Origin of the sequence: Streptomyces atratus, assembly GCF_014648655.1 — a bacterium.
Lineage (GTDB): Bacteria > Actinomycetota > Actinomycetes > Streptomycetales > Streptomycetaceae > Streptomyces > Streptomyces atratus.
In genome coordinates this window covers 1-23071 of record NZ_BMRN01000043.1, presented here as the reverse complement: position 1 = coordinate 23071, position 23071 = coordinate 1, and the positions used below count along the sequence as shown (strand labels likewise).

Annotated in this window: 15 protein-coding genes; 8 read left to right on the top strand and 7 right to left on the bottom strand. The window is 70.2% G+C overall.

Features of this window, described 5'->3' with window-relative positions:
• Positions 1 to 236 precede the first annotated feature (236 nt).
• Positions 237 to 1847 carry an amidase gene (locus tag IEZ15_RS36110; protein ID WP_189281107.1) on the top strand — a complete coding sequence of 537 codons (1611 nt, stop codon included), beginning with the start codon at positions 237 to 239 and terminating at the stop codon, positions 1845 to 1847.
• Positions 1848 to 2490: 643 nt separating this feature from the next.
• On the opposite strand, the gene IEZ15_RS36105 is transcribed toward IEZ15_RS36110, so the two are convergent.
• The 5 genes from IEZ15_RS36105 to IEZ15_RS36085 form a co-directional block, all read right to left on the bottom strand.
• Entirely contained in the window at positions 2491 to 3084 is a 594-nt protein-coding gene (locus tag IEZ15_RS36105; RefSeq protein ID WP_189281106.1) for a hypothetical protein, read from the bottom strand.
• Between the two features lie 602 nt (positions 3085 to 3686).
• Positions 3687 to 5201 (bottom strand): ABC transporter ATP-binding protein, encoded by a 1515-nt coding sequence (locus IEZ15_RS36100; RefSeq protein WP_229846345.1) that lies wholly within the window; start codon positions 5199 to 5201, stop codon positions 3687 to 3689.
• Complete coding sequence (locus IEZ15_RS36095; RefSeq protein ID WP_189281104.1) at positions 5198 to 6049, bottom strand: ABC transporter permease; 852 nt, start codon at positions 6047 to 6049, stop codon at positions 5198 to 5200. The genes IEZ15_RS36100 and IEZ15_RS36095 overlap by 4 nt, the downstream gene beginning before the upstream one ends.
• Positions 6046 to 6936: an ABC transporter permease gene (locus IEZ15_RS36090; RefSeq protein ID WP_189281123.1), complete on the bottom strand. Its 891-nt coding sequence runs from the start codon at positions 6934 to 6936 to the stop codon at positions 6046 to 6048. Before IEZ15_RS36090 ends, IEZ15_RS36095 begins: the two co-directional genes overlap by 4 nt.
• A gap of 125 nt (positions 6937 to 7061) precedes the next feature.
• Entirely contained in the window at positions 7062 to 8612 is a 1551-nt protein-coding gene (locus IEZ15_RS36085; RefSeq protein WP_189281103.1) for an ABC transporter substrate-binding protein, read from the bottom strand.
• 336 nt (positions 8613 to 8948) lie between these two features.
• Here IEZ15_RS36085 and IEZ15_RS36080 point away from each other — a divergent pair, with 336 nt between their 5' ends.
• The 6 genes from IEZ15_RS36080 to IEZ15_RS36050 all read left to right on the top strand — a co-directional run bounded on the left by IEZ15_RS36080 (position 8949) and on the right by IEZ15_RS36050 (position 15643).
• Entirely contained in the window at positions 8949 to 9944 is a 996-nt protein-coding gene (locus IEZ15_RS36080; protein WP_189281102.1) for a TauD/TfdA family dioxygenase, read from the top strand.
• 30 nt (positions 9945 to 9974) lie between these two features.
• Positions 9975 to 11000 (top strand): ornithine cyclodeaminase family protein, encoded by a 1026-nt coding sequence (locus tag IEZ15_RS36075; RefSeq protein WP_189281101.1) that lies wholly within the window; start codon positions 9975 to 9977, stop codon positions 10998 to 11000.
• Complete coding sequence (locus tag IEZ15_RS36070) at positions 10991 to 12373, top strand: type III PLP-dependent enzyme domain-containing protein (RefSeq protein ID WP_189281100.1); 1383 nt, start codon at positions 10991 to 10993, stop codon at positions 12371 to 12373. Before IEZ15_RS36075 ends, IEZ15_RS36070 begins: the two co-directional genes overlap by 10 nt.
• 28 nt (positions 12374 to 12401) lie before the next feature.
• Positions 12402 to 13430, top strand: a complete 1029-nt coding sequence (locus IEZ15_RS36065; RefSeq protein WP_189281099.1) for a cysteine synthase family protein — start codon at positions 12402 to 12404, stop codon at positions 13428 to 13430.
• A 4-nt stretch (positions 13431 to 13434) separates the two neighbouring features.
• Positions 13435 to 14844, top strand: a complete 1410-nt coding sequence (locus IEZ15_RS36060) for an MATE family efflux transporter (protein ID WP_229846344.1) — start codon at positions 13435 to 13437, stop codon at positions 14842 to 14844.
• Between the two features lie 211 nt (positions 14845 to 15055).
• Positions 15056 to 15643 (top strand): histidine phosphatase family protein, encoded by a 588-nt coding sequence (locus tag IEZ15_RS36050; RefSeq protein ID WP_189281098.1) that lies wholly within the window; start codon positions 15056 to 15058, stop codon positions 15641 to 15643.
• Between the two features lie 48 nt (positions 15644 to 15691).
• Here the strand turns inward: IEZ15_RS36050 and hemC are convergent, their stop codons facing one another.
• A complete protein-coding gene (gene hemC / locus IEZ15_RS36045; protein ID WP_189281097.1) occupies positions 15692 to 16660 on the bottom strand; it encodes a hydroxymethylbilane synthase in 969 nt (322 codons plus the stop codon).
• 356 nt (positions 16661 to 17016) lie between these two features.
• Here hemC and IEZ15_RS36040 point away from each other — a divergent pair, with 356 nt between their 5' ends.
• Positions 17017 to 18267 (top strand): alpha-hydroxy acid oxidase, encoded by a 1251-nt coding sequence (locus IEZ15_RS36040; RefSeq protein ID WP_189281096.1) that lies wholly within the window; start codon positions 17017 to 17019, stop codon positions 18265 to 18267.
• Positions 18268 to 18385: 118 nt separating this feature from the next.
• On the opposite strand, the gene IEZ15_RS36035 is transcribed toward IEZ15_RS36040, so the two are convergent.
• Positions 18386 to 23071: non-ribosomal peptide synthetase (locus tag IEZ15_RS36035; RefSeq protein WP_189281095.1), on the bottom strand; the 4686-nt coding region annotated here is incomplete at its 5' end.

Below are 23071 nucleotides of genomic sequence, written 5' to 3'. Positions count from 1 at the left end.
AACGGGCTTCGGCGCCTGCCGGCCTGCTTCCTCTGCCGCGCGCCGAGGAACCGCTGCAGGACCCGTGATGGCATCGGAGGAGACGATCCCGGTCACGGCCGGCCGCGCCTGGTCGGCCGGTCGGCCGGTCGGTCGGACGGACGGACGGACGGACGGACGAGCGTGTCTCCCCGGCGGCGGAGGGAGGCGCAGAAGTTTCTTGCGCCCGGCGATCCTCCTGGAGTGGGCTGTCCCCCATGAAGAAGAGAAGCATTGCGACACTGACCGCGGCCCTGGCCGTGGCACCCCTTCTGGCAGCGGGTGTGCCAGGGCAGCGTGCGGTGGCCGCCGACTCCGGCGCCGACGATTCCTCGCCCCCCACCGAGTCGACGCTCCTGCGCGGAGTGGACCTGGAGACGGTGACGATCCCCGAGTTACAGGCGCGCATGCAGCACGGTTCCCTGACCTCGTCGGAGCTGACCCTGTCGTACCTCCGGCGGATCAAAGCCATCGACCCGAAGATCAACGCGGTGCTGCGCACCAGCCCGACGGCCCTGCGCCAGGCAGTCGCCAGCGATGTCAGGCATCGCCTCGGAAACGTCCGCGGTCCGCTCGACGGCATCCCCGTCCTGCTGAAGGACAATGTGAACACCAGCGACATGCCGACGACGGCCGGGTCGCTGGCGCTGGCCGGAAGTCCGCCGGACACGGACGCGGACCTGGTCAGACGGCTGCGCGCGGCAGGCGCCGTGATCCTCGGCAAGGCCAACATGTCCGAATGGGCCAACTTCCGCGCGGCGAAGCCGACGTCGGGCTGGTCGGCGGTGGGCGGCCAGACAAACAACCCGTACGTCCTGGACCGGAATCCGTGCGGATCGTCCTCCGGTTCGGCCGCCGCGCTCGCCGCGTCGTTGGCGCAGGTGGCGATCGGCACCGAGACGGACGGCTCCATCGTGTGCCCGGCCGGGATGAACGGGGTCGTCGGCCACAAGCCCAGCCTCGGACTGGTCAGCCAGTCCGGCGTCGTCCCGATCTCCGCCGAGCAGGACACGGCCGGCCCCATGGCACGCAACGTCATCGACACCGCGATCACCCTCTCGGTGCTCAGCGGTCACGACGCCGCGCGCGCCGACGGTGCCTTCGGCCTCACGGACGCGGCCACGCGCCCCGGCGGCCTGCGCGGCAAACGGATCGGCCTGTGGCGGCTCCCCTCGCTCGGCGCCGAGGTGGACGCCCTGATGACCCGGACCGCGGCACAACTACGTGCCGCCGGGGCCCAGGTCGTCGAGGTGACGCCGCCTTACCAGGACAGGCTCGCCGAACTCGAGTTCCCGGCCCTGCTGAGCGAGTTCCACCGGGACATCGACGCCTACCTGTCCACACGCAACGGGCCTCACGACCTCGCCGAGCTGATCGAGTTCAACCGCACGCACCCGGCCGAGAGGACCTGCTTCGCCGGCCAGGAGCTGTTCGAGCAGGCCCTGGTCGCGCCGTCGACCACAGACCCGCGCTACCGGGCCATGCGCGCCGAACTGAAGGACCTGTCCCGGCGGTCCATCGACGAGACCATGGCCGCCCATGACCTGGACGCCATCGCCTCCCCGGCGAACCCGCCCGCCTGGACGACCGACTGCGCGCGGGGCGACAACGACGTGATCCCGTCCTCCACTCCGGCCGCCGTCGCCGGTTACCCCTCGCTGTCCGTGCCCGCCGGGTTCGTGGGCGAGTTGCCGGTCGGCCTGCTCCTGATGGCCGGCGACCACCAAGACGCCGAGTTGCTGTCGCTGGGGGCGGCGGTGGAGCAGCGGCTGGACGCCTGGCGGGCACCGCGGTACCTGCCCTCCGTGACGTCCGACGACACTCGGTGAGGCGACCGGCGACGGCACAGCCGCCTGTCGGCCGATGCCGTCGCCGTACCACTCGCGCTATTGGGACTTCGGTGACCTCGCTGCCGGCGGCCACCCGTCACGGCAGACACCGTTGCAGTATTGATTCGCCGTGGCCTCACGAATCGCCCGGCGGATCCACAGGTCCACGGCCCCGTCTTGGGCCAAGCCGGAGAAGTGCCGCCAGAGCGGGGGTAATCACGTAGAACCGCTGCTACAAGATGCGCTGACTGTCCCAACAGAGAGCTTAAGGGACGACTGGTACCTGCTCGACGAGGTCGCCCGCACGATGTGCACGGCGGTTTTGCTGGTTCAGTGAGCTCACGGTTGATCAGTTCTCGGAGTTCCTCGACGCTATGCGACCTCTGCTCGGGGTCGGGGTGGGAAAGGAAGAATGGGTGGACGCCGGCTGAGCAGGCCGGCCGGCGTCGCCCGGACGGTTCCAGCGGTTGCTGAACTTCGCCGACTGGGACGAGCACGCGGCCGTTCCGTCCAGCCATCGGCCCGGCCGGGCCGCCCGGCGCCAGTTGCGCGCCGGGCGGCCGGCTGGCGGCGGCGCGTCGAACGCCGAAACTGCCTCTACGGAGATCCGCGGGCCGACACCGCGGCGGGTCCGAGCCGGCGGTCAGGCGGTTTGTGCGCTGCGGGCGTACGGCGCGAACAGCAGCGACCAGTTGCCGACCGTGGTCCGGCCCAGTGCCGTCCCCAGCTCCCCGTCCTCGTCATCGGGGGTCACTTCGTCGGGCCGGAGGCCGGACTGGGTGGCCGGCTCCTGGGATCCGGTCCCGGTGTGGACGGGGTCGCCGTCAGCAGAGTCCTCCGTTGCCGCGTCGAGGAGGTAGAGCAGGTGCCCGTGTGCGGGGCCGGCGTCCCCTGCTTCCAGTGATTGCGTGGTGAAGGTGCGCTGCTCGTCATACCGCACCAGATCTGAGTTTTCCACGGCAGCCTGGACGAGCTGGGCCCAGTAGGACTCGTCGTGGGCACCTGTGCGCTGGCGCATGTGCCGTGCGGCGTACCGCGCCATGGCCCCCGCGTCGTCGATCAGGGGGGAGAGCACCTGGTCGGAGGTGAAATCGAAGCCGAACCACAGGCGGCGGCCGTCGAGGGCCAGCGACTCGATACCACCGACGACGCCGATGCGACCGGTCAGCCCGTGTACCGGATCCGGATCCGTCACATTTTCTCCCGGTGCGGTGTCTGACATTGCGTTGTCTGCCATGGTGGGTCCCTCTTCCGCGGTCGCGTTCACGCTGCTGCCGGAGTTTCTATCGCAGAGCACTGACATCGAGTACGCGGTCCGCCGAGCGGAGTTCCGCAGTCGGCCACGGGTCCGGTTCGGTCGGCGATCTCTGCCAGGGCGACGGTACGCCGGAGCCCGCAGCAATGGCGTCACGGTCCTGCCTGCTGCGGCGCGGTCTCCGGCACGTGATTCAGGCCCCGCTCCCCGGTCCGACCTGATCCGAACGAGAGTCCCTGATGTGACGGCCTCAAGAAACTGCGCCGGCTGGCGGAAGTCTGGGGAGCACGCACGGCACTACCCGTCAGGCCACTCCCCCGCACCCTGTCGGTGCCCCTCCATGCTGGTCAGCGCTCCGCAAGCGCCCATCGGGCTGGCTCTTGCGGGACAACTGACCGGCGGAGGCCGCCGCCTCTCCTGACCTGCGCGAATGCAGGCCAAGAGGAGGTGCGGCGGCATCTGTGGGACTTCTCTGGGACTTTGGCCCCAGGCGGCCACCCCACCTGGGCCGATGGCACGCAGTGGCGCAATCAGTACGCCGGTGCCCCGGTGCGATTGCGGCGTGCCGCAGGCACCGCAGGTGGTCAGGTTGGCATGAGTGCCGTGGTGGGTCCGTGCGCGGTGAGTCGTCCCGTTTCCAGGATGTGCACGGTGTCGGTGTAGGCGGCGACCAGGTGGGTCTCGTGGCTGACGTGGGTGATGGCCATGTCGTGTTCGGTGCGCAGGCGTTGCAGGAGCTCCATGATGGCGATGGCGGTGTCGGGATCGAGCGCGGAGGTGATCTCGTCGCAGAGCAGGAAGTCGGGGTTGGCGGTGAGGGCTCGGGCGATGGAGACGCGCTGGCGCTGCCCGCCGGAGAGTTCGTGCGGGTAGCGATGGACGAAGTCGGCCGGCAGGTCGACCTGGTCGAGCAGTTCGGTGATCCGGGCTGCGATCTGCGCCTTGGTCAGCTCGGTGTGCCGGCGCAGGGGCCGGGCCAGGGCCGCGCCTATGGTGCGGGACGGATTGAGCGCGCCCAGTGGGTTTTGCGGAACCAGCTGGATGCGCCGGTGGTGTTCGCGACGACGCTTGCGGGCTGCATGGGCCAGCGGGTGCCCGTCAAGGACGAGGGATCCGGCGTCGGGCCGCTGCAGGCCGGCGAGGACGCGCAGCAGGGTGGTCTTGCCGGATCCGGAGGGCCCGATGATCGCGGTCGCCGAGCCGGAGGCCGCTACGAAGTCGACCTTGTCGAGCGCCAGTTGGGCTGTGCCTCGGCCGCGGAAGGTCACGCTGACGGACTGTGCCGTGATCCCGTCCACGGGAGAGTCCGCGGATTCGGCCTTCTGCTGTGTCAGCGGTGTGCGTTGTCGAGGGAGGCGTGGTTGCGCGGTGGTGAGCTGTACGACGTGGTCGGCGCAGGCATCGACGAGTTCGGGGTCGTGGCAGGCCATGACGATGGCCAGACCGCGCGAGGTGGCCAGGTGGCGCAGCAGACTGGCGATGTCGTCGCGCAGCGCTTTGTCGAGTCCCGCGGTCGGTTCGTCGAGGAGCAGTAGGTCGGGCGTGCGGGCGAGGGCGCGGGCGAGGGCGACGCGGCGCTGCTGGCCGCCGGAGATCGCGGTGGGTCTGCGGTCGGGGAATCCGCCGTCCGTGGGCAGCTTGCATTCGCGGAGCAGGTCAAGCACGGCCTGTTCGCTCGCAGCGGGGGCGGTTTCTGCGACGAGGTGGCGGATCTTCATCCGGGGGTTGAGCGCTGAGCCGGGGTCCTGGCCGACGTAGGCGACCTGGGTGCGGCGCATGGTGCGCAGTGCCGTCGGGTCAAGGCTGGGGACGTGGTGGCCCAGGACGTCGAACGCGGTGCAGTGGGTGGTGGCTTGAGCGGGAAGGTGGCCGATCAGGGTGCGCAGCAGGGTGGTCTTGCCGGATCCGGAGGCCCCGGTCAGGGCGGTGATCTCCCCGGCCCGGACGGTCAGGCTGGTGGGCCGAAGCAGAACGGGTCCGTCGGGGATCCGGATGCTGAGATCGGTCACCGTCACCACTGTCGCGGATGCGCTGTCCTTGCCGGCTGACGCAGGGTCGGGGGTCTCGTTGGTGGTGGGCGACGGTAGGGGGTTGTTCACGGAGTGATCACCGCCTTGCGTGCGGAGCGGGGGGCGAGGGAGGTGGCGGCGAGGTTGACGCTGATGGCGAGGGCGGCGATGGCCAGGCTGGGGGCTACGACCGCCCATGGGTTGAGGAGGATGCCCGAGGAGTTCTCCCGGATCATCAAAGCCCAGTCCGCGGCAGGTGGCTGGGGGCCGATCTGCAGGAAACCGGCCATGGAGATGACGTAGACGGCTTCGACGAAACGCAGGCCGAACAGCGCGAGGATGGTGGAGCGCAGGTTCGGCAGGAGTTCACGGGTGGCGGTGTAGATGAGGGATTCGCCGCCGGCGAGGGCTGCTTCGACGTACCCGGCGTCGGCGAGGGGAGCGGCTGCGCCGGCGACGATGCGGACGGCGTAAGGGGTGCCCAGGATGATGGCGGCGCTGATGACGGCCCATCGTCCGCCGCCGGGCCAGGCCAGCGCGATGAGCATGATGCCGAGGATCGGCGGGAGCAGGATGAAGACGTCGGCGGTGCGTTCCACGGCCCTCCCCACGGCCGGGTGCAGGACGGCGAAGCAGCCCGCCAACGCGGCGAGCGCGGTGACGACGGCGGCGACCAGGAGGGCGCTGCCGATCAGGGCGGTTCCGCCGTGAAGGAGCCTGCTGAGGACGTCGCGGCCGAGCTGGTCCCCACCCAGCGGTGCGCCGTCGCCGGCGGTGGCGAAGGGGGCGGTGACCGGTTTGTCGAGGGGGTGCGCGGCAAGGAACGGGCCGATGAGGGCGAGCAAAACCAGCAGGACGCCCGGGACCAGACGGCGGATCACCCGTCCTCGGCCCGCGGAGCCCCTCGGTGCACGGGCTGTGGTGAGGGCGGTGCTCATGCGTGACTCCCCAGAACTCGGGCGCGGACGAGGTCGGCGGTCAGCAGGACCAGGCTGATGGCAGTACCGGCACAGACGACGACTCCGGCGATGAGCGGGGTGTCGCGGGTGGATACGGCGCTGGCGAGCACGCTTCCGATACCGGGGTAGTTGAAGAGCGTTTCCACGACCACGGTGCCGCCCAGGAGCATGCCGGTGGAGGTGGCGAGGCCGGTGGCGATGGCCGGGACGGCGCCGGGCAGGGCGTGGCGCCAGATGACGCGGCGCACCGGCAGGCCGTCCAGGTGGGCGGCCTCGACGTGCGGTGTGGCCGCCTGGTCGGCGAGAGCGCCGCGCACGATGGTGGTGTTCCATCCGGTCTGCGGGATGACCAGGGCGAGGACCGGCGTGATCAGCATGGTCCATGTGGCCGGCCTGCCGTCGGCCCCGGCCACGGTCACTGCGGGCAGCCAGCCGGTCCACAGCGAGAGCAACATCAGCAGGCCGACGGAGACGACGAATTCAGGGATGGCGAATGCCGAGGTCGAGGCATGGCCGATGACCCGGTCGATGAGCCGGCCGGGGCGGGCGGCGGCCCAGCACCCCAGGGCCACGGACGCCACCGCGGTCAGGACGAAGGCGAGGGCCGCGAGCAGCAGCGTGTTCGGAAACGGGTCGGCCAGCATCTGCGTGATCTTCTCGCCTCGGGCGCTGACACCCAGGTCCCCGGTGAACAGCCCCGCCATCCAGTCCCAGAAGCGTTCCCACACCGGCCGGTCAAGTCCCAGCAGGTGGCGGCGGGCCGCGATGTCGGCGGCGCTCTCGCCGCGTTCGGAAGTCGCGGTCGCGGCGTCCCCGGGAAGCAGCTCGACGGCGGCGAACACCAGGGCGAGCAGGATGGCCAGCATGAGGACCCGCCGCCCCACGGCCGCGGCGAAGCGGCCGAGGTGCGGAATCGGCAGCGGGCGGCGTCGCGCGGTGGCCGCCCCTGTGCCGGCAGGAGCTGCCACCGCGCTGCCCTTGGGCGCGTGGCTCAACTCAGCCACACGTTCTCCAGCTGGACGCGGCCGTAGCCGGGCAGCTTCGGCAGGTCCTGGACTTTCGCAGCGGCCAGGTCGACACCGTCGGCCATGCCCCACAGCAGGTAGCCGGAGCGGTCGTACTCGATCTGCTGCAGTTCGTGCAGGGCCTTGGCCCGCGCCTGTTTGTCCGTGGTGCCGATGGCCTTGCGGTAGGTGGCGTCGAACTCCTTGTCGTCGAAGCCCGATTCGTTCTGACCGGCGCCGCTGAGCAGGGTCTTGGACGCGAAGAACAGCACCGAGTCGTTGGTGCCCCAGTAGTTCGTGTAGAGGTCGCCCTTGAGCCAGGTCTTCTCGTAGAACGTTCCCGACTCCTGCTTGACCACCTTGATCTTGATCCCGGCCTCACGCGCCTGCGAGGCGAACAGGGTCGCGGAGTCGGCGATTCCGGAGACGTCTTCGGTGGTGTACAGCTCATAGGTCTTGGACAGGTCGAACTTGGCGTCTTCGAGGAGCTGTTTGGCCTTGGCCAGGTCGCGCTTGCGCTGCGGGATGTCCTTGGCGTAGTCGGGGTCGCCGGTGCCCATGATGTCGTTGGCGACGTTCCCGTATCCGGAGAGGGCCTGCTTGACCATTGCCTCGCGGTCCACGACCAGGCGCATGGCTTCCCGCACCCGCGGGTCGGCGAATGGGCCGTCGGCGGTGCGCATGACGATGGGCATCGACATGTCGTCGGGGCGGCGGACGACCTGGATGTCCTTGCGGGACTCCGCGGTGCGCGCGGCGATGGGGCCGGCGTTGGAGGCGACGTCGATCTGCCCGGCGAACAGGGCGTTGGCCATGGCCTGCGGCGTCTCGAACATGGTCACCTCGATCGCGTCGAGGTAGACGGTGCCGCCGTACCATTTGTCGTTGCGCACCAGACGGGCGTTGCCGTTGCGGTACCAGTCCAGCTTGAACGGGCCGGTGCCCGGCGCCTTCGCCACTGCCTTGTCCGGCGTGTCCTTCTTCATGACGAACGTGGCAAAGCGCGTCATGAGAGGGAAGTCGGCGTTGGCGTACTCGGAGACGACCACCACAGTGTCGGCGCCCTCGGCCGTGATGCTGTCGGCGTTCTTCACTCCGGGCAGGCGGGCTGCACCGGCCGGCGTGTTGCGCAGTCGACGCAGCGACCAGACCACGTCGTCGGCGGTGGCCGGGGTGCCGTCATGGAAGACAGCGCCCTTGGCCACCTTGAAGCGCCACGTCTTCAGGTCCGCCGAGGGCTCCCACGAGGCCAGCCGGGGCACGGTGTTGGACTTGGCGCCCGGAACGGCGAGCGTGTCGAAGGTAAGCGCGAGAATCAGGTAGTCGCTCTCATTGGCCTGCGTGCCATGCGGGTCGCGGGTGATGGCGCCGGCCCGGCCGAGCGCGCCGATGCGCAGGGTGCCACCCTTTCGGGGCTTGCCGCCCTTGCCGGAGGAGTCGGCCGCGGTGTCACCGCTACCCGAGGAGCACGCAGCCAGCAGCGCGGCCGCCCCTATCGCCCCGCCGGCCAACAGCACCTGGCGTCTGTTGATGTCCACGTACGTCCTCGCTCCATGTTCCGGGCAGCCTAAAAATGTCTAAGGTTTGCCTACCCTAATGACAATCAATTCCGCAAGAAGGGGCGGGATGGCTCACGCGCAGGAGATTGCACACTCACTCATCGGCCGATCCCGCCTTGAAGGGTTCCAGCCATCCTAGCTCGAAAACAAGGTATGCCTTACCTAAGTTCGATGCTAGCGTTCGATCGCCGCCGGGAGCCGTAGCGCCCGCAGTGGCTGGCTAAATTTCCCTGCGCTACCGCCAGTTGACGACCGCCCCCTGCTGCGCACCGCCGGCACCGTCTGCCATCCCCGCACGGAACGGATCTTCTTGCCATGAGCACGGCAGCCACACCTGTCCGCCAGCTCGCCCCCCACACCGTGGGTGAACTCCGCACGGCAGCGGAGCAGATACTCGAAGAATTCGATACCTCGGCGACATCTCCCGCACTCCTGGAGCATGTCGCGAAGGCCGCGAGCGGCTTCAGTGACGCCCTGCGACATGCCTGCCGGCCCGTCGATACCGTGGACGGCCTGTTCGTGCTGCGGAGCCTGGACGTCGATGACTCCGCCATCGGCGCCACGCCGGACAGTTGGGCCGCCGCCGGCAACAGCGGCGCCCTCTACGACATCATGCTTCTGCTGCTGGCCAGCGTGATGGGAAACCCGATCGCCTGGGAAGGGCAGCAGGACGGCCGCTTCGTCCACAACATCGTGCCCTCGCCCGGCCATGAGAGCGAGCAGACCGGCGCGAGCAGCAGCGTGCTGCTCAGCCCGCACACCGAGGACGCCTTCCACCCGGGCCGCGCCCACCTGCTGATGCTCGGCTGCATGCGCAACCACGACAACATCGCCACCACCGCGGCCAGCATCCGCAAGACGGCCCTGTCGGACGCCCACGTGGAGACCCTGTCCCGGCCCGTCGTGCCGATCCTGCCCGACGACGCCTACGCCGAGGCCCAGGGCTACGCAGGCGCTGAACCTCCCGCCGTGCCCGCCCTGTTCGCGGGCGAGGACGGGACGACGCTGCGCTTCGACCCCGCTTGCACGCCCCTCGACCAGGCCGACGGCACCTACCGCGCAGCCTATGGGCGACTGGAGGAGGAACTGGCCCGCGTCTCCGTCGCGGTCAGCCTCAGCCCCGGCGAGATCCTCGTCGTCGACAACGACATGGTCGTTCACGGCCGCGTTCCCTTCCAGGCCCGCTACGACGGCACCGACCGCTGGCTCAAGCGCGCCTCCGTCCGAGTCCCCGGGCGCCGCACACGCCCTCTGTCCGAGGCCGAGGAGCACGGCTACGGTCAGGCCTCGATCGAAGCCCACGCCGGCTGAACCGCCCCCGTCAATAAAGGATTTCGACACATGACCGACACCCGGACCCTCAAGACCGACGGCGCGATATCCGGCGACGACACACGCCTGCGGATCCTGTCCAAGAGCGACCTGGCCGGAATCGACATCACGCTGGCCGACGTGGTTGCCACAGTGGAGGGTGCCTACCGCACGCTGCACGCCGGACAGTCCGACAATCCCCGCAAACTCACCGTCAAACCGCAGGACGAGCACTCGGTCGCCTACGCGATGCTGGGCCGCGACGGCTCCCGAGATGTCGTCGCCATCAAAACCTCCTACAAGCACGGCCTCCACGTCGGCCGCGAGGAGCAGCACTACTACACGACGCTCACCCTCTACGACGACGTCACCGGCCTGCCGGTGGCCATGATGGACTGCTCCCGCATCGGCTCCCTGCGCACCCCGGCAGTCTCCGCTCTGCTGGCCCGCGAATGCGCAGCCCCCGGCGCCCGCAGTGCCCTGGTCATCGGCACCGGCACCCAGGGCCGCCTGGCACTGCCGTTCCTGCTGACGACGCTGCCCGGTCTGGACCGGCTGATGGTCTTCGGCACGCACGCCGACGGCATCGCCGCGGTGCGTGAACAACTCCGTACGCACCACCCCGAACGCGACGTGGAGATCGTCACGGATGTACGGGCTGCCGCCGCGGACGCCGATGTCATCGTGGCCACGGCCGGCGGCCACACCCCAGCCGCCGTCGAAGCGGGCTGGCTCAAGGAGGGCGCTCTCTCGATCCTGGTCGGCCACGGCCTGGCCCCCTCAACCCTGCACCGCGCCGACCGGGTGATCGCCACCAGCGAGGCCCAGATGAACGTCACGGGCACCGACATGGCCGACGCCGACGGCAAACTCCCCCCGGTCGACACCGAGTTGCCCCCTGTGATCGCCGGCCTCACGGCAGGCCGCTCTTGCGCCGAAGAAAGGATCTTCGCCTACAACAGCGGACTCGTCGTCACCGACATCGCGCTCGGGCACCGATTCGCGCAGCTCGCCCTCGCGCAGGGCCTGGGCACCGAGGTGCCGCTGTGGCAGTGACCGCCCCGCGTACGACGAATGTGCCGACCTTGCCAGCCCACCCGGACCCGGACACCGACCGGGTGCTGGACAGCGGACTCCTCCACGAGCTGTCCTACGCCTTCGGCGGCCCCTTCCACTTCCTGCTGCCGCACCGCTTCGACGCCAACCTCGCCGCCTTCCGCACCGCGCTCGGCGACGCCGGGGTTGAGGGGCTCGTGTACTACGCGAAGAAGGCCAACAAGGCAGCCATATGGATGGAGCGCTGCGCTGTGCACCAGGCCGGCGTCGACGTGGCCGGCGTCGGTGAACTGCGGGAAGCACTCGGCCACGGGGTACGCGGCGAGAACATCGTGGTCACCGGCCCCGCCAAGAGCGACGAGTTGCTGAGGCTTGCCCTGTTGCAGGGCTGTCTGGTCGCCGTCGACGCACTGGACGAACTGGACATGCTCATCACCCTGGCACTGACCGGCGCCGTGCGACAGGCCCGACTGCTGCTGCGCCGCCTGCCTCCCACGCAGCCACACAGCCGCTTCGGCATGAACACAGGTGAGCTGGAGACCGCCTTGGATCGGTGCGTGCGCGCAGGCGACGCGGTGCGGATGGAAGGCTTCAGCTTCCACCTGTCCGGCTACGCCACCCAGCCGCGTGCCGACCTCGCGGCGGAACTGGTCGAGTGGTGTCTCAAGGCCCGGGTCGTTGGACTGCAAGCCGACCGGATCAGTATCGGAGGAGGCTTCGCCGTCGACTACAGCCCGGCCGACCAGTGGTACACCTTCCTCGCCAAGCAGCATCCCGAGCACTATCACGCACATAAGACGTTCCACAGCGGCGACTTCTACCCTTACCACTCCCCGGTCGCGGGAGCGGACGCCCTGCGCACCATCCTGGCTTCCGTCCCCAAGGGCGGGCAGACCAGCCTGGCCGAGCGACTGCAGGAGACGGGGACACTGCTGCTGATGGAGCCCGGACGCGCCCTGCTGGCCGGCGCAGGCTCGACGGTCTTCTCCATCCAGGGCCTCAAGGAACGCGACGGGTACCGGATCGCCACCGTCGACGGGACCAGCCTGAGCCTGTCCGAGCAGTGGTTCAACAGCGAATACCTGCCCGACCCGGAACTGGTGACCCCCACGGGCCGCTCCCGCGGCACCGGGATCCACCCCACGTGCGTCGGCGGAGCCTCATGCCTGGAGTCGGACATGGTCACCTGGCGCAAGATTCCCCTGCCCGCCCGCCCCAGGGTGGGCGACCTCCTCGTGTACCCGAACACCGCGGGCTACCAGATGGACTCCAACGAGTCGCCCTTCCACGACCTGCCGCTGCCCCCCAAGGTCGTCCTCGACCGGCTGGACGACCGCCCGCGCTGGCGCCTGGACCGCCGAACCGCCTACTGACGTCCCCCACCCACCCAGGAGTCCTTCCATGAACGCGGCTCTCGCCCGCCCAGCCGTGGTTTCCCAGGTATCCGACCTCATCGGCTACACGCCCCTTCTGGAACTCGCCACCGCAGAGACCGGCAGCCGCCTGCTGCTGAAGCTGGAAATGTTCAACCCCACCGGCACCGCGAAGATCCGCATGGCACGCGCGATGATCGACGCCGCAGAACAGTCCGGCGAACTACGGCCCGGTGGCCGCATCATCGAATCCACCTCCGGCAACACCGGACTCGGCCTCGCCGTGATCGCCGCCGAGCGCGGCTACACCTTCACCGCCGTCGTCGACCACCACGCCGCCGCCGACAAGCTCCGCGCCATGAAGACCCTGGGCACCGAACTGGTCTACGTCGTCGACGACGGCACCGCGGAACTCGCCACCGCCGCCCGCGAGGAACTCGCCGCGGACATGGCCCGCGGCCAGGACAACACCATCTTCACCGAGCAGCACAACAACCCTGCCAACGGCGTCGGCTACTTCCCCGTCGCCCACGAACTGAACGCGGCCCTCGACGGAAACCTCGACTTCCTCGTCGGCGCCGTCGGAACCGGCGGCGGACTGTGCGGCACCGCCCGCGAACTGCGCACCCTCATACCCGGCTTCTCCACCATCGGAGTCGAACCCAAGGGCTCCATCGCCTTCGGCGGACCGGCCCACGACTACTACCAGTCCGGCACCGGCACCCCCGAGGGCGCCGGGCTCGGCGCCCTGGTGGACTTCGACCTGATCGACGAGGGCGTCAAGGTGGGCGACGTCGAGGCGTTCGCCACCTGCCGGGCCGTCGCCCGTACCGGCCTGCTCATCGGAGGCTCCGCCGGCGGCGTGGTCCACGAGGCGCTGACCCGCCTGCCTTCGCTGCCGCCGGGGACGACTATGGTCGCCCTGGTCAATGACGGCGGGGAGAAGTACATGGACACCGTGTTCAACGACGACTGGATGCAGGCCCGCGGCCTCCTCGATCCCGACGCGGAACGGGAAATCGACGAACTCCTCACCAAGCTCCGCAGGAACCGGTAACCCGATGCTCACCACCCTCCTCCGCGACAGCCGGGCCCTCGCCACCCTCGCGGTCCCGCTGATCCTCACCCAGCTCGCACAGGTCGCCCTGACCACGACGGACACCGTCATGATGGGCTTCCTCGGCACACAGGAACTGGCAGCGGGCGGCCTGGCCATCGTCATCTTCAACCAGCTGCGCACTATGGGCGTCGGCCTGGTCACCTCCGTGGGCAACCAGATCGCCGCCGCCGGAGCCCGCGCCGAACAAGCCGCTCAGGATGCCAACCAGGACGGGCAGGAACAAGGCCGCGAGGAGGTGCGGGGCATCGTCCGCGCCAGCATGGCGCTGGCCACCCTCGCGGGCATCGCCGGCGCCGTCCTCATGATCCTGATCGGGCAGGCCCTGCCCTGGCTCGGACAGGACGCCGCAGTCGCCGACCGCGCGCAGACCATGATCTTCGCGCTCGCCCCCGGCCTGCTGCCCTGCCTCTGGTTCCAGGTGATCCGCCAGTTCACCGTCGGCATGCAGCGCCCCCAGGCCCTGCTGCAGATCACCATCGCCTCGGTCGCGGTCAACGCGGGTCTCAACTGGATCCTCATCCACGGCACCTGGGGCCTGCCCCGCATGGGTCTGACCGGCGTCGGCATCGCCACCTCCAGCGTCTACCTGCTGACCTTCATCGCTCTCTATCTGTCGGCGAAGAAGGACACCACCCTCGCCCCGCTGCTGTCCCTGAACCTGATGGAGGCCGATCCGGAAGCCCTCAAGCGCTTGCTGCGCCTGGGCATTCCGATCGCCGCCACCTACGGCTCCGAAGCGGGGTTCTTCTCCCTCACCGCGCTGATGGCCGGGTCCTTCGGGCCCGCCGCACTGGCCGCGCACACAGCCGTCAACCAACTCGTCTACATCGTCTTCCAGGTCGCCGTCGGCCTCTCCCACGCCGCCTCGATCAACGTCAGCCGCGAACTGGCACTGGGCCGCTACGACGACGCCCGACGCATCAAGAACACCGCGCTGGCCTGCGCCGGCGTCGTCATGATCGTCGTCGGCATCCTCTACCTCACCCTGCCCGAGCTCGTCCTGGCCCCCTTCCTGGAGTCCGGCTCGGACAAGGCGCTCACCATCGCCGGCCACCTGCTGATCGTGACCGCGTTCCTACAGTTCTTCGACTGCGCCCAGAACATCGGCGTCGGCCTGCTGCGTGGACTCGACGACACCAAGAGCGGATTTCGCATCACGCTCATCGGTTACTGGGCCGTCGGCCTGCCCGCGGCATGGCTCCTCGCCTACGCCCTGGACCTCGAAGCCGTGGGCATCTGGCTCGGCCTGCTCACCGGCCTCGCCACCACCGCCATCCTGCTCCTGCGCCGCTACTCCGCCTCCCTCACCGCACGAGCCGACGACCACGACGGCGCCGCGCTTCTGAAGTAGGTCGCTCACCCGGACAGAGCGGATTCCGTGGTGATGCTCCCGGACACAGGTTTTGAATTCACCTGCGGCGGGATCGTCTGCTTCGACTTCAAGGAACACATCGAAACGGGTGATCTCGCTCAGGCCTCGTTCTCTCCCATGACCCGAAGCCGAAATGTTAGTAACATCCAGATGCCCAGAGCATCCGACTGCCCCCTGTGGAGGGATTTTCATGGCGACTCGGCGTCTGTACGTGGTCAGGCACGGCGCGGCGGACGCGTTCGGGGCGCTGACCGATGTCGGACAGAGACAGACGGAGCTGCTCGCGGAGCGCCTGGCTCGCCTGCCGATCGGTGCCGTATGGCACTCGCCGTTGCCGCGGGCCGTGCGGTCGGCTCAGCTCATCGGCGAACGGCTGCGCGGAGTCCCTGTGCAAGAAGCGCCTGAGCTGATCGACCACATCCCGCACGTGCCGGAGAAACCGCCGGCGGCGTGGGCAGGGGTCTTCGACGGGTACGACCCCGCAGAAGCGGCCAAGGGAGAGCGTCTCGCGGACGCGCTGACCGACCGGTTCGCGCGCGATGCCGAGGTCGAGACGCACGAGGTCCTGGTCACCCACGCCTACCAGGTGGCGTGGCTCCTCCGGCACGCCCTGGAGGCGCCGCGGGAACGATGGCTGGGGCTGAGCTGTGGAAACGCGGCGGTGACGGCGATCGAGTACTACACCGGCGCGGCCCCGTCACTGCTGTTGTACAACGACATGAGCCATCTGCCGGCGGAGCTTCGTTGGACGGGGTTCGGTCCCAGCGTCCGGCCCTGAACCCACAAGATCGCTTCCGGTCGGCCGTCGTCGGTGCGTCGGGTCTCCCTACCGGCTCTGCCCGCGCCCCGACAGGCTCTGCCCGCACCCGATGCCGTCGATCAGGTCACGGGCCCCCTGGCGGAGCAGTGCCGCGCCGACCGAAGCGCCCAGATCCTTGGCTGCGTGGGGCTCGGCCCGCTCGTGAGCCTGGAGGATCGTCTTGCCGTCAGCGCTGAAGACGCAGGCCCGCAGGGAGAGGGCGCCCTCCCGGGCCACCCGGGCGAATCCGGCGATCGGGCTGTTGCAGCGACCTTGGAGGACGTGCAGCAGCATCCGTTCGGCGGTCACCTCCCGAAGCGTGTCACCATCACCGATGGCTCCCACTGCCTCGATCAGCTCGGTGTCGCCCTCGCGGCACTGAAGCGCCAGCGCCCCTGCACCCAGCGCCGGCACCATCACGTCCGGATCGATGACCTCGCTGACAACGTCGGGGCGGCCGATCCGCTCCAGGCCGGCCACCGCCAGCAGCAGGGCATCGGCGTCACCCGCGGCCATGCGGGCCAGGCGCCGATTGGCGTTGCCGCGTATCGGTACGCATTCCAGATGCGGGTGGGAAGCTGCGAGTTGGGCCGTGCGGCGAACGGAGGAGGTGCCGATACGGGTGCCGGGCGGCAGTTGGTCGAGCGTGCGGCCAGCGGGGTCCACCAAGGCGTCACGGATGTCGTCGCGGGCCAGGAAGCCGGCGAAGACCGTGCCGGCCGCCAACGGGCGGTCGCCTGGGATGTCCTTGACACAGTGCACGGCGAGATCGGCCGCTCCGGCCAGCAGAGCGGCGTCCACCTCCTTGGTGAAGGCACCCTTGCCCTCGACCAGCGACAGGTCGCCCAGCCATCGGTCGCCGGTGGTACGCACCGGGACCACCTCGGTCGCCGTTCCCGGGTACGCGGCGGCGAGTTCGGCGCGGGCCCGCTCGACCTGGGCCAGTGCCATGGGCGAGTCACGGGAGACGATCCGGATCACCTCGGGAAGAACCATGACGTCACGATAGGCGCGGGGTCCGCGGGGCCCCTGCGCAGTTGAACAGGGGCCCCGCCCGGGACCGGCCGGACATCTCGCGGAACAGGAACCCGGACCGGCCGACCGGCTGGACATCGCGCCGAACAGGGCCTCTCCCCCGCCCCGGAACGCACCGGGCCCTCCGACGAAGTGCGGGTCCTCCGAGCAGTACGCGGGCCCCGCGGAATTCCGGCAGGCCTGCGCAGCCGAACAGTTGTCGTCGCGTGCCGCATCACGGACGTACAGTGCCCGTGACGTGGCAGGACCGGCCCCCGGGTCTTCCCGGGCGCCGCCCGTGGCCGGCCGCGAGGGGCCCCTGAGAAGAAGGAGGGGCCATGGACAACTACCCGTCACCACCGGTGGGCGACCGCCTCCGGCGCCGGATCCCGCGCCCGGCGGAACTCGCTCCACTGCTGCGGCCGCGACGACCGCAGCTCGCCGGCGCCCGACGACGACTCGCCGCCGCCGCCGACGTGGCGGACCTGCGAGCGGTCGCCCGCCGGCGTACGCCCAGAGCCGTGTTCGACTACACGGACGGGGGCGCGGGCGAAGAACTCTCGCTCGCCCGCAACCAGGCCGCCTTCCGCCGGATCGAGTTCCGGCCGAGCGTGTTGCGGGACGTCTCGTCGGTCGACACCTCGGCATCCCTGCTGGGCGAGGTGTCCGCGCTCCCGATCGCGCTGGCCCCGACCGGCTTCACCCGGATGATGCACCATGAGGGCGAGACGGCCGTGGCCCGGGCCGCGGCGGACCACGGCGTGCCGTACACGCTGTCCACGATGGGCACCACGGCGGCCGGGCCGCTGGCCGCTGCCGTGCCCGGCGTTCGCCGCTGGTTCCAGCTGTACCTGTGGCGGGACCGGTCCCGCAGCCGGGACCTGGTGCTCAGCGCGGCGGAAGCGGGGTACGAGGCGCTGATGCTGACCGTGGACACACCGGTCGCGGGACCCCGGCTGCGGGATGTGCGCAATGGCATGACCATTCCGCCGGCGCTGACCGCGCGGACTCTCCTGGACGGGGCGCTGCGGCCGTGGTGGTGGATGAACCTGCTGACCACCCCGCCGCTGGAGTTCGCCTCTCTCAGCCAGTGGCAGGGCACCGCAGCGGATCTCGGCAACCTGATGTTCGATCCCGGGGCGACCGCCGAGGACGTGGCCTGGCTGAGGGAGGTCTGGCCCGGCAGGCTCATCATCAAGGGCGTCCAGACGGCCGAGGACGCGCGGGTGATGGCCGGCCTCGGAGTGGACGCACTCGTCGTCAGCAACCACGGCGGGCGCCAACTGGACCGGGCGCCCGTGCCGTTGGAGGAGCTGCCCGCCGTGGTGCGGGCGGTCGACGGCGCGGTGGAGGTGTACCTCGACGGAGGCGTGCGGTCCGGCGCGGACGCGGTGGCGGCGGTCTGCCTGGGTGCCACGGCCGTCCTCGTCGGCAGGGCCTACCTCTACGGCCTGATGGCGGGCGGTGAGGCCGGCGTGCGCCGGGTGCTGGACATCCTCTCGACGGAGGTCCGGCAGACCATGCAGTTGCTCGGCGCCACCTCGGTCAAGGACCTCACGCCGGACCGCGTCCGGCTGCGCGCCGGATAGGGTCGGCTCTTCCGCTGCACGCCTCGCGGACTCCCGCTCCTCAGGGATCTCGGCCGCTCCGCCCAGGACTTGGGCAGAGCGGCCGAAGTGATGCCCGGAGGCGCGACGTACCGCCGGCCTACCGGGAACCGGCGGGTCCGCGCCGCAGGCGGTCCTGGATCAACGTGCCGATCTGGCTCAGCACCTCCGGCTTGAGCATGCCGGCGTGGGAGCAGTCCATGCGCCGGTACTCCAGTGGCCCGGCAAGGTAATCGTGCCACACATCCGGCTCCAGGACGGTGTCGGTCTCCTGCGTGGCCGCGAACAGCATCATCTCGGTTGCGACCTGTCGGTGCCGATAGCCCTTGGTGATCTCGATGTTGTTCTCCATCACCCGCATGACGGTGAGGAACTCGCTCTCCTCGATGCTGCCGAGGACGGTGTTGGTCGTCCGGGCCACCGCTGCGAAATCCTCGAACGTCAGGTCCTCCACCGGTAGTTCGGCGGTGCTCACGCCCAGCAGTTCGAGGATCCCCCGGTAGTACTCCTCGTGCCCGTGCTCGGGGATGTCCTCCTCGTCCTCGGCGGGCTTCGCGTCGAGGCAGACGATCAGTTCGACCTGCTGACCGCGCTCGGCCAGCCGGGCCGCCACCGCGTGGGCGACGATGCCCCCGAAGGAGTGCCCCATCAGCCGGTACGGCCCTTCGGGCTGCACCCGGACCATCGCCTCGATGCAGTCGTCGGCCACCTCCTCGACCGACCCCGGCAGGTCGTCCGGATCCGACAGGCCACGCGCCTGGAGGCCGTATACAGGGATGTCGGCGCCGATGTGCGGCAGCAGGCTCGCGTAATTCCAGCTCATCCCGCCGCCCGAGTGCAGACAGAACAGGGGCGCCCGGTCGCCCTTGGTGCGCAGCGGCAGCAGCACCTCGAAGGCACTGGACGGTCCCCTGGAGCTCGCGCTTCGGCCGGCCCCCTCGTCCACGTCGTGATCGAGCCGCTGGGCGAGTTCCGCGACGGTGGACGCCTCGAAGAGGATCCGCAGCGGCAGGTCGACGCCGAGAACCGTCTGGATCCGGCTGATCAGCCCGGTGGCCAGCAGGGAGTGGCCGCCGAGGTCGAAGAACCCGTCGTCCACGCCCACCCCGGGCAGGCCCAGCACCTCGGCGAAGAGCGTGCACAGCACCTCTTCCTGCGGAGTGCGCGGCGGGCGGCCGGCCCGACCGCCGTAATCGGGTGCGGGCAGTGCCTTGCGGTCCACCTTGCCGTTGGGGCTGAGCGGCAGTTCGGGCAGGGCCGTCACCGCCGCGGGCACCATGTAGCCGGGCAGCCGATCGCGCAGCGCCTCGCGTACGGCGGTCACGGAGAAGCCGTCGAGCTCCTCGGGCACCACGTAGGCGACCAACCGCGGATCCGTGCCGCGGTGCCGGTGGACGATCACATAGGCCTGGACGATGCCGGGCTGTCGCAGCAATTCGGCCTGCACTTCGCCGGGTTCGACCCGGAAACCGCGGATCTTGACCTGGTCGTCGGCGCGGCCGAGGTACTCCAGCTGACCCTCTGCGTTCCACCGGACCACGTCACCGGTGCGGTACATCCGCTCGCCCGGGCCGCCGAACGGGTTGGCCACGAACCGTTCGGCCGTGAGCCCCGGCCGGCCCAGATAGCCGCGGGCCAGGCCCGCCCCGGCCACGTACAGCTCACCGATGACTCCCTGCGGCACCGGGTTCAGGCCGGCGTCCAGGACGTAGCCCGAGAGGCCGAACAGTGGCCGCCCCATGGGGACCACCCCGGTCTCACGGCCGGTCAGTGGGGTACTCATGGCCGCGCCGACGGTGGACTCGGTGGGCCCGTACGCGTTGATCATGCGGCGGCCGGGCGCCCAGCGTTCCACCAGGTCCGGCGAGCACGCCTCACCGGCCACCAGCAGCACCGCCAGGTCCGGGAACGGTACGCCGGGCCCCCGCGCGTCGAGGGTCGCCAGGACCGACGGCGGCAGCGTCACGTGCGTCACCCGCCGCCCGCTCAGCGTCCCGGCCAGCGCCTCGCCGGCCAGTGCGTCGGCGGAGGCCGCCACGAGGGCCGCTCCCGAGGCGAAGGCCATCACCAGCTCCCACACGGACACGTCGAAGCTGGGCGAGGCGAACTGCAGCACCCGGCTGTCCGGCGTGAGCGCGAACGCGTCCAGTTGAGCCCGCGCGAGGTTGGCGAACCCGGCGTGGGTCACCTCGACGCCCTTGGGGCGGCCGGTGGAGCCGGAGGTGTAGATGACGTACGCGGTGTGCGCGGGATGGATCGGCACGCCCGGGTCGGTGTCGGGGACCGCCTCCTGGTCCACCCCGTCCGCCCAGCCGTCGTCGAGGACCGCGACAGGCTCCGCGTCGGTGAGCATGTACGCGATCCGGTCGGCCGGATAGTCCGGGTCCACCGGCACGTACGCGGCGCCGGTCTTGATCACTCCCAGGATGGTGACGGCAAGCTCCGGACCGCGCCGCATCAGCAACGCCACCCGCTGCCCGGGGCCGACGCCGAGGCGCAGCAGATGGTGGGCCACACGGTTCGAGCGGCGGTCCAGTTCGCCGTAGGACATCTCGCCCTCGCCCGAAATTGTCGCCACCGCGTCCGGTGCCCGCCGGGTCGCCGCGGCGAACAGCTCCGGCAGGGTCACCGGCGGCAGGTCGGCCCGGTCGGCTCCGGACCATGCGAGCAGCCTTCCGCGCTCGCCCGGTGCGAGGATCTCCAGCGACCTGACCGGCTGCCGGGGGTCGCCGACCGCCGAGTCCAGCAGCCGCGCCCAGCGCGCCGTGAACGCGTCGATGGTCGTCGCGTCGTACAGGTCGGTGGCGTACTCGACGAGGCCGGTGATCCCGGCCGGTTCACCGTCTTCGCCGAACGTCTCGGTGACGCTGACGAAGACATCGAACTTGGCGGACCCGGCGCCCGCCTTCTCGGCCCCCACCAGCAGTCCCGGCAGCTCGAAGCGGGCGCCGTCGTCACTCTGCAGCACCAACACCACCTGGAACAACGGGTGATGAGCGGTCGAACGCTGGGGGTTGAGCTTCTCCACCAGGTACTCGAACGGCAGATCCTGGTGGGTGTACGCGGCCAGGCAGGTCTCCCGCACCCGTGCCAGCAGCTCGGCGAAGGTCGGGTCCCCGGAGGTGTCCGTGCGCAGCACCAGTGTGCTGACGAAGAACCCGATCAGATCGTCCAGCCCCTCGTCGCCACGACCGGCGATGGGCGAACCCACGGGGATGTCGTCCCCGGCGCCGAGCCGCGAGAGCAGAGCCGCCAGGCCCGTCTGCAGGACCATGAACAGCGTGGCGTCCGCCGACCGTGCCAGCTCCCGCAGCCCGGCATGCGTGTCGGCACCGATGTGGAACGGCGTGACGTCGCCGCGGTACGAGGGGAGCGCCGGCCGCGGCCGGTCCGGGGGCAGCGTGGCCAGCTCCGGCAGCCCGGCCAGCTGGGCGGACCAGTACTCGGCCTGCCGGGCGAAGAGGCTGTCCGGATCGGACCCGTCGCCGAGCAGGTCGTGCTGCCAGAGCGTGAAGTCGGCGTACTGCAGCGGCAGCGGCGCCCACTCGGGCCGTGCGCCGTCGCGGCGCGCGGTGTACGCGGCGACCAGGTCACGTGCCAGCGGTCCCATCGACCAGCCATCGGCGGCGATGTGGTGGATGATCACGACCAGTACGGACGCGTCGGGTCCTGTCTGGAGCAGCCCGGCCCGGACCGGTATCTCCCGGTCCAGCTCGAAACCGTGCCGCACGATCCGCGCCACCCGCTCGGGCACCTGCTCCTCGCCGATCTCCTCCACCGCGACGTCGATCCGCGCCTGCTCCGGGCCGAGCACCCGCTGATAGGGCTGTCCGTCGGCGTCGGGGAAGACGGTGCGCAACGGCTCGTGCCGGGCGATCACGTCGTTGAGCGCGGCGTCCAGCGCACCGGCGTCCAGCTTCCCGGTGAGCCTGAGGACCAACGGCATGTTGTACGTCGCCGATGCACCCTCGAACTTGTACAGGAACCACAACCGCCGTTGCGAGAACGACAACGGCAACGAATCGGGCCGCTCACGCCGCTCCAGCACCGGACGCGAACCCCCCACCGACAGATGCCGCACCACACCCGCCACCGTCGGAGCATCGAACAACGCCCGCAACGGCACCTCCACATCGAGCACCCTGCGGATCCGGCTCACCAACCGCGTCGCCAACAGCGAATGACCGCCCAGATCGAAGAAGTCGTCGTCCACACCCACCACCGGAACACCCAGCACCCCGGCGAACAGCTCGCACACGACCTCTTCGGTCTGCGTGCGCGGCGCGCGGAACGTGCCGACACCGCCGTACTCCGGCTCCGGCAGCGCGCGGCGGTCGAGCTTCCCGCTCACGGAGAGCGGGAACTCGTCCAGCGCGACGATCGCCGACGGCACCATGTACCTGGGCAGTTGACGGCTCAGCGATTCGCGCAGGGCACCGAGGGAGCGGCCGAGGCGGTCCTCGGGGACGATGTAGGCAACGAGGCGCAGGTCGTCGTCGTGGTGGCGCCGGGCGACGACGAGGGCCTGGGAGACCCCTGGTTCGGCTTCCAACACCGCCTGGATCTCCCCGGGTTCGATCCGGAAGCCACGGATCTTGACCTGGTCGTCGGCACGGCCGAGGTACTCCAACTGCCCGTCGGCGTTCCACCGCACCACATCGCCCGTCCGATACATCCGCTCACCACGGGCACCGAAGGGACTGGCCACGAAACGCCCGGCCGTCAGGGCAGGGCGGCCGGTGTAACCACGCGCCAGGCCGGGACCGGAGACATACAACTCACCGGG

What these genes read in the sequence shown, in the direction of transcription:
- IEZ15_RS36110 (WP_189281107.1), top strand. Translation starts at nt 237, where the DNA reads ATGAAGAAGAGAAGCATTGCGACACTGACCGCGGCCCTGGCCGTGGCA.
- IEZ15_RS36105 (WP_189281106.1), bottom strand. Translation starts at nt 3,084, where the DNA reads ATGGCAGACAACGCAATGTCAGACACCGCACCGGGAGAAAATGTGACG.
- IEZ15_RS36095 (WP_189281104.1), bottom strand. Translation starts at nt 6,049, where the DNA reads ATGAGCACCGCCCTCACCACAGCCCGTGCACCGAGGGGCTCCGCGGGC.
- IEZ15_RS36090 (WP_189281123.1), bottom strand. Translation starts at nt 6,936, where the DNA reads ATGCTGGCCATCCTGCTCGCCCTGGTGTTCGCCGCCGTCGAGCTGCTT.
- IEZ15_RS36080 (WP_189281102.1), top strand. Translation starts at nt 8,949, where the DNA reads ATGAGCACGGCAGCCACACCTGTCCGCCAGCTCGCCCCCCACACCGTG.
- IEZ15_RS36075 (WP_189281101.1), top strand. Translation starts at nt 9,975, where the DNA reads ATGACCGACACCCGGACCCTCAAGACCGACGGCGCGATATCCGGCGAC.
- IEZ15_RS36065 (WP_189281099.1), top strand. Translation starts at nt 12,402, where the DNA reads ATGAACGCGGCTCTCGCCCGCCCAGCCGTGGTTTCCCAGGTATCCGAC.
- IEZ15_RS36060 (WP_229846344.1), top strand. Translation starts at nt 13,435, where the DNA reads ATGCTCACCACCCTCCTCCGCGACAGCCGGGCCCTCGCCACCCTCGCG.
- IEZ15_RS36050 (WP_189281098.1), top strand. Translation starts at nt 15,056, where the DNA reads ATGGCGACTCGGCGTCTGTACGTGGTCAGGCACGGCGCGGCGGACGCG.
- hemC (WP_189281097.1), bottom strand. Translation starts at nt 16,660, where the DNA reads ATGGTTCTTCCCGAGGTGATCCGGATCGTCTCCCGTGACTCGCCCATG.
- IEZ15_RS36040 (WP_189281096.1), top strand. Translation starts at nt 17,017, where the DNA reads ATGGACAACTACCCGTCACCACCGGTGGGCGACCGCCTCCGGCGCCGG.